This is a genomic window from Microlunatus spumicola, from assembly GCF_039536445.1.
Classification (GTDB): domain Bacteria; phylum Actinomycetota; class Actinomycetes; order Propionibacteriales; family Propionibacteriaceae; genus Microlunatus; species Microlunatus spumicola.
Genome location: NZ_BAAAYR010000002.1, coordinates 664,131 through 676,621, shown reverse-complemented (window position 1 = coordinate 676,621; position 12,491 = coordinate 664,131). Strand labels below are relative to the sequence as shown.

10 protein-coding genes are annotated in these 12,491 nt (G+C 71.7%); 8 read left to right on the top strand and 2 right to left on the bottom strand.

Annotated elements, in window-relative coordinates; all coding sequences use genetic code 11:
* Positions 1 to 73 precede the first annotated feature (73 nt).
* A complete protein-coding gene (locus tag ABD665_RS12100; RefSeq protein ID WP_204910435.1) occupies positions 74 to 1,177 on the bottom strand; it encodes a fatty acid desaturase in 1,104 nt (367 codons plus the stop codon).
* 103 nt (positions 1,178 to 1,280) lie between these two features.
* On the opposite strand from ABD665_RS12100, the gene ABD665_RS12095 reads away from it, so the two are divergent.
* Positions 1,281 to 1,763 (top strand): hypothetical protein, encoded by a 483-nt coding sequence (locus ABD665_RS12095; protein ID WP_204910436.1) that lies wholly within the window; start codon positions 1,281 to 1,283, stop codon positions 1,761 to 1,763.
* A 64-nt stretch (positions 1,764 to 1,827) separates the two neighbouring features.
* On the opposite strand, the gene ABD665_RS12090 is transcribed toward ABD665_RS12095, so the two are convergent.
* Entirely contained in the window at positions 1,828 to 2,031 is a 204-nt protein-coding gene (locus ABD665_RS12090; RefSeq protein WP_183342061.1) for a cold-shock protein, read from the bottom strand.
* Between the two features lie 328 nt (positions 2,032 to 2,359).
* Here ABD665_RS12090 and ABD665_RS12085 point away from each other — a divergent pair, with 328 nt between their 5' ends.
* From ABD665_RS12085 to ABD665_RS12055, 7 genes are all read left to right on the top strand, one after another.
* Complete coding sequence (locus tag ABD665_RS12085) at positions 2,360 to 4,897, top strand: LamG-like jellyroll fold domain-containing protein (RefSeq protein ID WP_204910437.1); 2,538 nt, start codon at positions 2,360 to 2,362, stop codon at positions 4,895 to 4,897.
* A gap of 167 nt (positions 4,898 to 5,064) precedes the next feature.
* Complete coding sequence (locus tag ABD665_RS12080) at positions 5,065 to 6,117, top strand: substrate-binding domain-containing protein (RefSeq protein ID WP_204910438.1); 1,053 nt, start codon at positions 5,065 to 5,067, stop codon at positions 6,115 to 6,117.
* Positions 6,118 to 6,177: 60 nt separating this feature from the next.
* The gene (locus ABD665_RS12075; RefSeq protein ID WP_204910439.1) at positions 6,178 to 7,482 is read left to right on the top strand and encodes an extracellular solute-binding protein; all 1,305 of its coding nucleotides are present in this window, start codon (positions 6,178 to 6,180) and stop codon (positions 7,480 to 7,482) included.
* Between the two features lie 4 nt (positions 7,483 to 7,486).
* On the top strand, positions 7,487 to 8,434 hold the full coding sequence (locus ABD665_RS12070; RefSeq protein WP_344742402.1) for a carbohydrate ABC transporter permease: 948 nt from the start codon (positions 7,487 to 7,489) through the stop codon (positions 8,432 to 8,434).
* A 26-nt stretch (positions 8,435 to 8,460) separates the two neighbouring features.
* Complete coding sequence (locus tag ABD665_RS12065) at positions 8,461 to 9,306, top strand: carbohydrate ABC transporter permease (RefSeq protein WP_344742401.1); 846 nt, start codon at positions 8,461 to 8,463, stop codon at positions 9,304 to 9,306.
* Positions 9,303 to 10,367 (top strand): glycoside hydrolase family 130 protein, encoded by a 1,065-nt coding sequence (locus ABD665_RS12060; RefSeq protein WP_344742400.1) that lies wholly within the window; start codon positions 9,303 to 9,305, stop codon positions 10,365 to 10,367. The genes ABD665_RS12065 and ABD665_RS12060 overlap by 4 nt, the downstream gene beginning before the upstream one ends.
* Complete coding sequence (locus ABD665_RS12055) at positions 10,364 to 12,412, top strand: hypothetical protein (protein ID WP_204910440.1); 2,049 nt, start codon at positions 10,364 to 10,366, stop codon at positions 12,410 to 12,412. Before ABD665_RS12060 ends, ABD665_RS12055 begins: the two co-directional genes overlap by 4 nt.
* The last annotated feature ends 79 nt before the right edge of the window (positions 12,413 to 12,491 follow it).

Sequence of the window (12,491 nt, the reverse complement as noted above, 5' to 3'; positions counted from 1 at the left end):
CCGCTCGAGGGGACGTGCCGACTAGCAGAAAGCGAACGGTCACATTGCGTGCCGCCCGGCGCGATGGAAGCCCTCAGCCCCGCCCCAGCACCTGCGCCGTCGGGCAGTCGAACCTTCTAGCCGCGGCCAGGCCGATCTCGTTGAGCGAGCGGACGACGGCGGCGTACGCGGCGACGGGTGGGACCTCGGTGTAGGTCAGGCCGCGTTCCGTGCAGAAGGTGCGGGTGAGCTCGGCGGCGCGGGCGAGGTTGGGGCGGGCCATGCTCGGGAAGAGGTGGTGCTCGATCTGGTAGTTGAGGCCGCCCATCCAGCAGGTGGTGAACCAGCCGCCGCGAACGTTGCGCGAAGTTAGCACCTGGCGGTGCAGGTAGTCGACCTTGGCGCGGGCGGCGATGAGCGGCATGCCGATGTGGTTGGGGACGAAGGCGCCGCCCATCACGAGGCCGAAGACGGCGGTCTGCACGACGGCGAAGGCGGCGGCGAGCGGGAGCGGGTAGGCCCAGACGAGCAGCGCGAGGTAGCCGCCGTGGCGCACGAGCATCAGCGGCAGCTCGAGCCAGCGGCCGGCGACGGGCCCGCGGCGTGTGACGGCGCGCCAGCCGTCGACGTAGAGGTTCACGCCGGCGAGGGTCAGCAGCGGAAGAAGGAGCCAGCCCTGCCGGCGGGTGTAGCGAGCGCGGAGGCCCCGCGTACGGGCGGCCTCCTCCGTCTCGAAGATCAGGGCACCCGGGGCGACGCTCGGGTCGGCGCCGATCTGGTTCGGGTGCGTGTGGTGACGCACGTGCGAGCGGCCCCACTGGGCGAGGCTGGCGCCGACGACGAGGCTGCCGATGATCTGCCCGGCGCGGTCGTTCGCGCGCCCGCTGGCGAAGATCTCGCGGTGCGACGCCTCATGGCTGAGGAACCCGAACTGCGCGACGAGGACGCCCAGCCCGACAGCGACGAGCAGGGCCCACCAGGACTGCCCGAGGGCCACGGCAACCCCGACCAGGGCGGCGGTCAGGGCGGCTAGGACCACGAACAGCGCGACGTACCAACCGACGCGTCGGCGCAAGAGTCCGGCGGCGCGGACCTGCTGCATCAGCTCGGTGTACGCGTGGGTCGGCCCCTTCGCGCGACCAGCGGAGGGCGCGGGCCGCACGGACGGAGCGTCCCGGGTGAGGTCTGTCGCGGTCATGCCTGGCGTATTCCCTGGCGATGCTTGTTCAACCGCGACCCCGCGGCGCACGATGGGGACACGGCAGGTTCGACGCCGCACCCCTCGACGACGAGGACAGACCATGCAGGAGCACGGCAGCGACGCGTACGCGTTCCTCGTGGTGATGTGCCTGCCGCTCGTGGGCTGGCTGCTCGCCAGGCCACCGGTGTGGCGGCGGCTGCGGGTGCGGCTCGAGCCGGCGGCCGTCTGGGTGTGGCGGCAGGTCGTCCTGCCGGACCCGCCGGACGAGGCGGTGCTGCGGCGGTGGGCGACGATCCGGCTCGAGGAGCTGCGGAGGCACCTCGACCGGGTGCAGCGGCTGATCCTCGACGACGAGTGGATGACGGCGACCCGGCAGATGGCCAACCGGATGGCGCGCGAGCACCTCGTCCGCGACGTGCGGGAGGCCGAGGCGGCGCTGTCGGCCTTCGGCCCGCTCGAGCCGCTCACCGCTCCGGCGGGTCCGAGCCCGCTGGCGACGTCACGCCTGGTCTACAGCGCTCCGGCGGCCCGCCCCGTCGTCGAGGTGATGGAGTTCGGGCCCAGCGGGCGCTGGACGTCCTGAAACGGCAAGAAGCGCCGACCCCGGAGGGTCGGCGCTTCTCGTTGGTCCTACGAGGTCAAAGACCTCAGATGGCCTGAACCTTCTCGGCCTGGGGGCCCTTCGGGCCCTGCGCGGTCGAGAACTCGACGCGCTGGCCCTCGTCGAGCGAGCGGAAGCCCGACGACTCGATCGCGCTGTAGTGCACGAACACGTCCGGCCCGCCGCCGTCGACGGCGATGAAGCCGAAGCCCTTCTCAGCGTTGAACCACTTGACGGTTCCCTGTGCCATGTGTATCTCCCTAGACTCTCCGGACCGCACCTCGCAGTCTCGGAATGCTGCCGGGCGCCGGGTCTCGGCCCACCGCCCACCGCTAGATCTATCGGGCGTAGCACATACCACGGCTCAAGAACTGCAACAGCACGACAAGTGTTGCACAGGGTCAAACCCACGTCTAATGCGGCTGCCCCCGAGCTGCGACCGGGGTGGGACGACAGATAGCCCGGGTATGCCCTTCAGAACTGTCGGCGCAGTGTTGGACCATGCATCTCGGTCCTCCCCGTGACGGCCTGACCCCCGGGCCCGAGCGCTCGACCCACCGACAAGGAAGTTGGTCTCCATGGGTTTCCCCCACCCCACGCGCACGCTCGGTGCGCTCCTCGCCGCCGGCACGGCGGTCGCGATGATCGCGCCTGTCCTCCCCGCGCAGGCGGCGGCGTCGAACACCTGGAGCGACAAGTCCGCTCCCCTGGCGACGCCGTGGACCTCGCAGGTCTCCCCCACGAACGCGCTGCCGGACTACCCGCGCCCCCAGCTGGCCCGGCCGAGCGTCGCGAAGCCGACCTGGCTGAGCCTCAACGGGCTGTGGGAGTACGAGCCCTCCGACGGGTTCACGCCGCCGACGTTCGGCGAGAAGCTGTCGAGCAAGATCCTCGTGCCCTTCCCGGCCGAGTCGGCGCTGTCCGGGGTGATGGAGCACTCCGACTTCATGCTCTACCGCCGCACCATCACCGTGCCGGCCTCGTTCCGCCATGACGAGCAGCGCGTCCGGCTGAACTTCGGCGCCGTGAACTACGCCGCGACCGTGTGGGTGAACGGCACCCGACTGGTCGAGCACACTGGCGGCTACGAGGCGTTCAGCGTCGACATCACCGACGCGCTCCGCAAGAAGGGGCCCCAGGAGATCGTCGTGGGCGTCGCCTCTCCGGTGGACAGCGAGGACATCCCCGTCGGCAAGCAGCGCCTGGACCCGGACGGCATCTTCTACACCGCCGCGTCGGGCATCTGGCAGTCCGTGTGGCTGGAGCCGGTGGCGCGGACGAGCGTGCGCGCGCTCACCGCGACGCCGAACGCCGACCTCAAGTCCTTCACGGTGGCGACGGCGGTCGACGGACCGTCGAAGAACGCGAAGGTGACGGTCAAGGCGTACGCGGGCAAGAAGAAGGTCGGGAGCGTGACCGGCAAGGCCGACCGGCAGCTCAAGCTCAAGATCAAGAGCCCGCGGCTCTGGTCGCCGGAGGACCCCTTCCTCTACACGTTCAAGGTCACGCTGAAGAAGGGCGGCAGCACCGACAAGGTCGAGAGCTACGCCGGCCTGCGGACCGTCGGGCTGAAGGAGGTCAACGGCAAGCAGCGCATCGTGCTGAACGGCAGGCCGACCTTCCTGCTCTCCACGCTCGACCAGGGCTACTGGCCGGACGGCATCTACACGGCGCCGACCGACGAGGCGCTCAGGTTCGACATCCAGAAGACCAGGGACCTCGGGTTCAACACGATCCGCAAGCACATCAAGGTGGAGCCGGCGCGCTGGTACTACTGGGCCGACAGGCTCGGGATGCTGGTCTGGCAGGACCAGCCCGCCCTGCCCACGGGCCGCAACGACCGGCTGAGCAGCACCGCGAAGGCCAACCTACGCAGCGAGACCGCGCGGATGGTCGACCAGCTCAAGGGCGTGACGTCGATCATCGGCTGGGTGCCCTTCAACGAGGGCTGGGGGCAGTGGAGCGTGCAGGCCGCGGCCGACCTCGCCGACCAGGTCAAGAAGCAGGACCCGACCCGGCTCGTCGACGCCCGCAGCGGCTCGAACTGCTGCGACACCCCGGGAGACCCGGGCAACGGTGACGTCATCGACTACCACCAGTACCAGGGGCCGGCCCTGCCGGCGCCGGACGCGACGCGCGCCTCGATCGACGGCGAGCACGGCGGTCTGACCCTGTCGGTGCCCGGTCACCTCTGGCCGAGCGCCTCGATCAACCCGTACGGGGCGGTCAAGGACGCGGCGGAGCTCAACGAGAAGTACGTCGCCAACAACGACGACCTGCGTGACCTGGGGGCGAAGAACGGGCTGTCCGGCGGCGTCTACACCCAGATCACGGACGTCGAGGGCGAGCAGAACGGCTTCTTCACCTACGACCGTCAGGTCGAGAAGGTCGACGAGGCCCGGGTGCGGGCCAGCAACCTGTCGGTGATCGCCGCCGGCAACGAGCAGGCCCCCGCGCCGCCGCCCGGTACGCCGGGGCTCGGCGGCGTCGGGCACTGGACCCTCGACGAGGGCCAGGGCACGACCGCGGCGGACGCCGCGGGCGAGCACCCGCTGACCCTGCGCAACGGCGCGACCTGGACGGACGGGCCGACGACCGGCGCCGGGACGGCGCTGCACCTGACGGGCGAGCAGTTCGCCGACACGGGGACGACGGTGGTCCCGACCCGGGGCATCAACTTCTCGGTCTCGGCGTGGGTCCGGCTCGACACCGCGGACGGGGCCTTCCAGACCGTCGTGAGCGAGGACGGCGACACCAACAGCGCCTTCTTCCTGCAGTACTCGGGCGCCGACCAGCGGTGGGCCTTCAGCTTCGTCGGGGCCCGGGCGCTGGCCACCGAGCTCGGCAAGCCGAAGACCGGCCAGTGGTACCACCTCGTCGGGGTGCGCGACACGACGAGGGGCACGCTGACGATCTACGTCGACGGGAAGGCCGCGGGCACGACCAGCGTGCTGGCGACGCCCGACGTGGCCACCGGCGTCCTGGCCGTGGGCCGGGGCAGGTTCGGCGGCAACCCGGTCGACTACCTGAACGGTTCCGTCGACGACGTCACGGTCTTCGACCGCGCGCTGTCGGCCGCCGAGGTCGGGGACATCGCGGACGCCGGAGCCCGCTAGCCGCCGCACGCACGACGAGGGGTCCCCGGCCGAGCCGGGGTCCCCTTCGTCGTCTCCCCCTGGCTCGTCGACCCCTTGACGGCCCCGACGGGCGGGTCTACGTTGCGACTAAACCGGTTCAGTTGAACTGGTTCAGCGCAGCACCGACCAACGAAGGTCGACCGTCGATGAGTCCGCGACCACCCCGCGAGGCGCCCGCAGCGCCGACGATCGTGGACGTCGCGCGGGCGGCGGGAGTGTCCAAGGGCCTGGTGTCCCTGGCGATCAACGACCGTCCGGGGGTGTCCGAGGCGACCCGCCTGCGGGTCCTCGAGGTCGCCGACCGGCTGGGCTGGCGCCCGAGCCTCCCGGCCCGCACCCTCTCGACCTCGCGGACGTATGCGCTCGGGCTCGTCCTGCGCCGCGACCTGCGGATCGTCGCGGCCGACCCCTTCTACCCCGCTTTCATGGCCGGCATCGAGACGGTGCTGACCGACGAGGGCCGGGTCCTCGTGCTGAGCGTCGTGGGCAGCGCGGAGGCCGAGGAGCGGGCGTACCGCACGTTCGCGGCCGACCGCCGGGTCGACGGCGCCTTCCTCAACGACCTGCGCCACGACGACCACCGGGTCGACCTGCTGCGCGAGCTGGGCATCCCCGCCGTCCTGGTCGGCCGCCCGGACGGCCCGGCCCCCTTCCCGTCCGTCGTGCTCGACGACGCCCCGGGCGTGACCGCCGCCGTGCACCACCTGGTCGACCTCGGTCACCGCGCGATCGCGCACGTCGGCGGCGACCCCGCGCTGCTGCACGCCCGGCACCGCCGCCGTGCCTTCGAGGACGCCGTCGCCGCGCGCGGCCTCGTGCCGACGGCGGTCGTGGACACCGACTTCTCCATGGCGCAGGGCGCCTCCGCGACCGCCGCGCTGCTCGCGGGCCGCACCCGGCCGACCGCGATCGTCTACGCGAACGACCCGATGGCCATCGCCGGGCTCGGGGTGCTGCAGGAGGCCGGCACCCAGGTCCCCGACGCGATGTCCGTCGTCGGCTTCGACGGCACCGAGATGGCCCGGCACACGCACCCGCCGCTGACCACCGTCCGCTCCGACCCGCAGGAGTGGGGGGCCGCCGCCGCCCGCACCCTGCTCGCTCTCACCACGTCCGGCAGCGCCGCGAGCGTGGAGCTGCCGCCCGCGCAGCTCGTCGTCGCCCGTTCCACCGGTCCCGCCCCGGGCCCCACCGACTGACCTTCCCCACCCCTGGCCCTTCGACGGGTCCAGGGCACGTCCCCACCTACAGGAGCACCCGTGCAACGACGCATCACCCGCATCCTCGCCGCCACCGCCGTCCTCGGCCTCTCCCTCACCGCTGCCTGCGGTGGCGGGGGCAGCGGCAGCTCCGGCGCGCAGGACGCCGCCAAGACGGCACGCGGCCCCATCACCGTCTGGTACTCGAACAACGAGCAGGAGGTCGCCTGGGGCAAGGCGATGGTGAGCGCCTGGAACGCCGCGCACCCCGACCAGGTGGTCACCGGCCAGGAGATCCCCGCGGGCAAGAGCAGCGAGGAGGTCATCGGCGCGGCCGTCACCGCCGGCACGGCGCCCTGCCTGGTGCTCAACACCGCGCCCTCGGCCGTCGGGCAGTTCCAGCGCCAGGGCGGGCTCGTCGACCTGGCGACCTTCCCGGACGGCGCGTCGTACATCACCGAGCGCAGCGGCGACCTCGCCAAGCAGTACCAGTCGCCCGAGGGCGGCTACTACCAGATGCCGTGGAAGTCGAACCCCGTGATGATCTTCTACAACAAGGACCTGTTCAAGAAGGCCGGGCTCGACCCGGACAGCCCGCAGCTGGCGACGTACGACCAGTTCCTCGACGCGGCCCGCAAGATCAAGTCCTCGGGGGCGGCCAAGTACGCCATCAACCCGGCGCCGACGAGCGAGTTCTACCAGACCCAGTTCGACTTCATGCCGCTCTACTCCGCGGAGTCCGGCGGCAAGTCGATCGTGGCGGACGGCAAGGCGACGTTCAACGACCCGGCCGGGCTGGCCGTCGCCAACTTCTGGAAGACGATCTACGGCGAGGGGCTCGCCGGCAAGGAGACGGTCCAGGGCGACGCCTTCGCGTCGAAGACCGCCGCCATGGCGATCGTCGGCCCGTGGGCCATCGCGGTCTACAAGGGCAAGGTCAACTGGGGCGCGGTCCCGGTGCCGACGTCGACGGGGATGCCCATCGGCGACATCCACACCTTCAGCGACGCGAAGAACATCGGCCTCTTCACCGCCTGCCAGAACCAGGGCACGGCGTGGGACGTCCTCAAGTTCGCGACGAGCGCCGAGCAGGACTCCGCGCTGCTGACCCAGACCGGCCAGATGCCGCTGCGCAAGGACCTCTCCACCACGTACGCCGACTACTTCAGCAAGAACCCGGCCTACAAGCAGTTCGGTGACCTGGCGTCGCGCACCGTCGAGGTGCCGGCCGGCCCGAACACGGTCGAGATCCTGCAGACGCTGCGCGACGCGTACACGAAGTCGGTCATCAGCGGCCAGGGCGACCTGACCGCGTCGATGAACGAGGCGGCCGACAAGGTCACCTCGCTCGCCGGGAGCCGTTAGTCCCGTGACGGCCACCACGACCACGACGCCCGTCGCGGTCACCGCGTCGCCCCGCGAGCCTGGCTCGCGGGGCCGACGCGGGCTGCGCAGCAACCCGCTGGGCTACGTGTTCAGCGCGCCCTACCTCGTCTTCATCGCCGTCGTCTTCGCCTACCCGCTCGGCTTCGCGGTCTACATGTCGTTCCACGACTACTTCTTCACCGCTCCGGGCGTGACCGTGCCGAAGCCGTTCGTCGGGATCGAGAACTACACGGCGGCGCTGACCGACCCGGCGGTCCGGCAGGCCTTCGGCAACGTCGGCGTCTTCCTGCTGATCAACGTCCCCCTGACCGTCGTGCTCGCGCTGGTGCTGGCCACCCTGCTCGACCGGGTCGTGCACGCGAAGGCGTTCCTGCGGGTCTCCTTCTACCTGCCCTACCTGACCTCGAGCGTCGCGGTCGTCGGCGTCTGGCTGTTCCTGTTCAACGGCGGCGGCATCGTCAACCGCGCGCTCGGCCCGTTGGCGCCCGACCCGACCTGGTTGATCAACGAGCGCCTGGCGATGCCGTCGATCGCCCTCTTCGTCACCTGGAAGGGGCTCGGCTTCTACATCCTGCTCTACCTCGCGGCGCTGCAGAACGTGTCGCGCGACCTGTACGAGGCGGCGTCGACGGACGGGGCCAGCCGGTGGCAGGGCTTCCTGAACGTGACCGTCCCGGCCGTGCGGCCGGCCACCGTGCTGGTCCTGGTGCTGGCGATCATCACCGGCGCCAACCTGTTCACCGAGCCGTACCTGCTCACGGGCGGTGGCGGCCCGAACGGCGCCTCGGCCTCCCCCGTGCTCGTGATGTACCAGAAGGGCATCCAGCAGGGGCAGCCCGGCTACGCGGCCGCGATCGGCGTGCTGCTCGTGATCGGGACGCTGATCCTGTCCTACCTGTCCAACCGCTTCGCCGGAGGAGACGACACATGACCCTTCGACAGGCTCAGGGAGCGAGAATGAAAACCAGGGGCACGAGAGCTCCCGCCGTCCTGCGCGGCGTCGTCCTGGGGATCGGGGCGCTCGCGTTCCTCTTCCCCTTCTACTACATGGTCATCGGCTCGCTGCAGCGCGAGCCGGACCAGAGCGTGGCCGGTGCCTTCCCGCAGCCCGGGAACCTGACCTTCGAGAACTACGTCACCATCGACGCGCGGCTGGACCTGGTGCGCTCGGTGATCAACTCCGGGATCTTCACCGGCGGCGTGATCCTCTGCACCGTCGTCTTCGCGACGCTGGTCGGGTACGCGCTCGCCGTGCTCCAGTGGCGCGGCCGCGGGGCCGTCTTCGCCCTCGCGATCCTCGTGCAGGTCGTGCCGTTCCAGCTGCTGCTCATCCCGCTCTACGTGCTGATCGCGCGCAGCTACGGGCTGGCCGACAACTACCTCGGGATGATCCTGCCCTTCGCGATCAGCTCGACCGCGGTGATCATCTTCCGGCAGTACTTCCTGCAGCTGCCGCAGGCGATCTTCGAGGCCGCCCGCATCGACGGCGCGAGCGAGATCCAGCTCCTGACGAAGATCGCCCTGCCGCTGGTGCGCCCGGCGCTGGTCACGGTCGTGCTCGTCACCTTCATCGGCCCGTGGAACGAGTTCCTCTGGCCGTTCCTGATCACCAAGCGCGCGGACCTCCAGCCGCTGGCGGTGTCGTTGGCCAACTACCTCACCAACGTGGCCAACTCCACCGCCAACCCCTTCGGCGCCGTGCTCGCGGGGGCCGTGGTGCTGGTCGTGCCGATCGCGGTGCTGTTCGTCGTGTTCCAGCGCCACTTCATCAACACCGACGTGAGCAGCGGGGTGAAGGGATGAGCGACTTCCCGTACGCGCTGGAGCGCGTGGGCACGGTCATGACGCCGGACCCGGCCGACCCGCACGAGTCCGAGGGCGTGCTCAACCCGGCGTCGGCCCGCGGCGCCGACGGCGAGCTCTACCTGCTGCCGCGGATGGTGTCGGACGGCAACGTCTCCCGCGTCGGTCTGGCGCGGGTCGTCGTCGCCGACGGCGTCCCGTCGGGGGTCGAACGGCTCGGCGTCGTGCTCGAGCCGGAGACGACCTGGGAGACGGCCGAGGGCAACGCCGGCGTCGAGGACCCGCGGGTGACCTGGGTCGAGGCGCTCGGGCTGCACGTCATGACGTACGTCGCCTTCGGCCCGCTGGGTCCGCGCACGGCCATCGCGGTCTCGACGGACCTGCGGACGTGGGAGCGGCTCGGGCCCGTGGCGTTCCGGTGGGACGCCGACGCGGAGGCCGACCTCAACCTGTTCCACAACAAGGACACGGTCTTCTTCCCGGTCCCGGTCACCGCGCCGGACGGGGTCGAGAGCCTCGCCGTCCTGCACCGGCCGATGGGCATGCTGCGGCCGTTCCGGGGCGACGACCCCGCGCGGGAGACCCCGCCGGGACCGGCCGAGGAGCGCCAGAGCATCTGGATCAGCTTCGTCCCGCTCGCCGACGTCCTGGCCGACCGGTCGGCCCTGACGGTGTGGCGCGGGCACCGCTGGCTCGCCGGGCCGGAGCAGCCCTGGGAGCAGATCAAGATCGGCGGCGGCCCGCCTCCGCTCGAGGTGCCCGAGGGCTGGCTCGTCCTGCACCACGGGGTCACCGGCGAGATCGACGAGCAGCGGGCGCAGCAGCAGCGCGTCCGCTACGTGGCCGGCGGGATCATCCTCGACCGCGACCGGCCCTGGCTGGTGCGGGAGCGTTCCGTCGACCCGCTGCTCGAGCCCTCGACCGACGCCGAGCGGGTCGGCATCGTCCCGAACGTCGTCTTCCCCACCGCGATCGAGGAGATCGACGGACAGCACTACGTCTTCTACGGCATGGCCGACTCGGCCATCGGCGTCGCCCGACTCACCCGGAGGAACCCGTGACCCACCCGTCGAGCAACGTCGCTCGCACGTCCCGCTCCACCCGTCCGTTCGTGGTCCTGGCGCTGTCCGTGGCGCTGGGTGCCGCGAGCCTCGTCGGCGGGCCGGCCGCACGCCCGGCGCCCGCGGAGGCGGCGACCACGACCGTCACCAACCTCGCGCACCTCGACTTCCTCCTCGACGACGTGAGCCCGAAGGCCGTCACCGGTCACACCACCTACCGGTTCGCGGAGGACCCCGAGCTGCTGGTGCCGTGGACGTACGCGGACCGCAAGGACGACGGCAGCTACTCCCGCGTCGGCGGCGGCGACCTGGACCCCAAGACGGGCGACTACAGCCAGGGCGCGTTCAACACCGACGACATCGCGCGCGCGGCCGTCGTCTACCTGCGGCACTGGCAGCAGACGGGCAGCGCCGACAGCAGGGCCAAGGCCTACGACCTGCTGCGTGCGGTCGCCTACCTGCAGACGACCTCGGGGCCGTCGTACGGGCGCTCGGTGCTGTGGATGCAGGCGGACGGGACGCTGAACCCGAGCGCGAAGCCGGCCGAGCTGCCCGACCCGTCCGACTCCGACGACAGCTACTGGCAGGCGCGGAGCCTGTGGGCGTACGGCGAGGGGTACGCGGCGTTCAAGCGCGAGGACCCCGCGTTCGCGCGGTTCCTGCGCGACCGGATCCGGCTCTCGGTGCGCGCGCTGAACCACGACGTGCTCGCCCGCTACGGGGACTACCAGCAGGCCGACGGGGTCAAGGTGCCGTCCTGGCTCATCCAGGACGGCAGCGACGCGAGCGCCGAGGCCGTGCTCGGCCTGAGCGCGTACGTCGGCGCGGCGAAGGGCGACGACCTCGTCCGTGACGCGCTGCGCAAGCTCGCCCGCGGGATCGCCGCGATGGCGACCGACGCGGACGGCTGGCCGTACGGGGCGGTGCTGCCCTGGGCGCAGTCGCGGTCCGACTGGCACGCCTGGAGCTCGCAGCAGTCTGCGGCCCTGGCCCGGAGCTCGGAGGTGCTGGGCAAGCCGTCGCTGCTGAAGCCCGCCGTGACCGAGGCTGTGCGGTTCGACCCGACGCTGCTGACCAGCGGCGGGGCGGACAACGGCTGGCTGCCGACGCCCGTCGAGACGGTGCAGATCGCGTACGGCGTGGACAGCGGCGTGCAGTCGCTGCTCGCGGTGAGCGACGCCGGCGGCACGAAGGCCGGGCGCGACCTGGCCGCGCTGGAGGCGGCGTGGTTCTTCGGCGCCAACCGGTCCGGCAAGGCGATGTACGACCCGACGACCGGGGTGACGTTCGACGGGCTGGAGGCCGACGGCCGGATCAACCCGAACAGCGGCGCGGAGAGCACGATCCACGGGCTGCTGACGATGCTGGCGCTGGACGCCCACCCGTCCGTGCGGGCGCAGGCGACGGCCCTGACCTCGGTGGTCGGCCGGGACGGGCTGCGGGTGGTCGAGGCCGAGGCGGCGACGCCGACCACGGGCACGGTCGTCACGCCCGACTCGGCGTGGACCGGCGAGTCCTCGTGGAGCGGCGGGAAGTACCTCGCCCTTGACGAGGGCGGCACCGCGACGCTCGACCTGGGCGACAGCCCGGACCCGGTGAACGTCGAGCCGGTGGCCTGGCAGGAGGAGGACGGGACGGCCCGGACGCGCTGGACCCAGGGCGACCGGAACCTCGGGACGCTGCACCACCGGGTCGGCGACCAGGGCATCACGGCCGCCTCGGGCGCCCTGCTCCCGCAGAACCTCGACAAGACTGTCCGCCCCGCCGACGGGCCGGTGTCGGTCGCGGTCTCGCGGGCGGGGGTTCAGCTGGACGCCGTGCTCGTCCGACCGCTGGTGAGCCGGGCCGTGCTGCGCGGCACGATCACGGCCACGCTCCTGCAGTCGTCGTCCTCGGACCGCCAGACGGTTCAGGTCGCGCCGGTCGGCAGCTCGGCGAAGGTGCGCGTCTACGACGGTCGAGGCCGGCTCACGGGGTCCGAGACGGTCGACGGCCCGACCACCGTGCGCCTCCCGGGCCACGGGATCGCGATCGTCACCGGCTAGCTCCGGACGGCGATGACCGTCCGGCGTCGCCGGCTTTCCGACGCTCCTTGACGCCCGAGAACCCCTGAGGGCGTTCCGG

Bases quoted from the DNA above. Each gene is read 5' to 3' on its own strand.
- ABD665_RS12060 (WP_344742400.1), top strand. From the start codon at position 9,303: ATGAGCGACTTCCCGTACGCGCTGGAGCGCGTGGGCACGGTCATGACG.
- ABD665_RS12080 (WP_204910438.1), top strand. From the start codon at position 5,065: ATGAGTCCGCGACCACCCCGCGAGGCGCCCGCAGCGCCGACGATCGTG.
- ABD665_RS12065 (WP_344742401.1), top strand. From the start codon at position 8,461: ATGAAAACCAGGGGCACGAGAGCTCCCGCCGTCCTGCGCGGCGTCGTC.
- ABD665_RS12085 (WP_204910437.1), top strand. From the start codon at position 2,360: ATGGGTTTCCCCCACCCCACGCGCACGCTCGGTGCGCTCCTCGCCGCC.
- ABD665_RS12095 (WP_204910436.1), top strand. From the start codon at position 1,281: ATGCAGGAGCACGGCAGCGACGCGTACGCGTTCCTCGTGGTGATGTGC.
- ABD665_RS12090 (WP_183342061.1), bottom strand. From the start codon at position 2,031: ATGGCACAGGGAACCGTCAAGTGGTTCAACGCTGAGAAGGGCTTCGGC.
- ABD665_RS12100 (WP_204910435.1), bottom strand. From the start codon at position 1,177: ATGACCGCGACAGACCTCACCCGGGACGCTCCGTCCGTGCGGCCCGCG.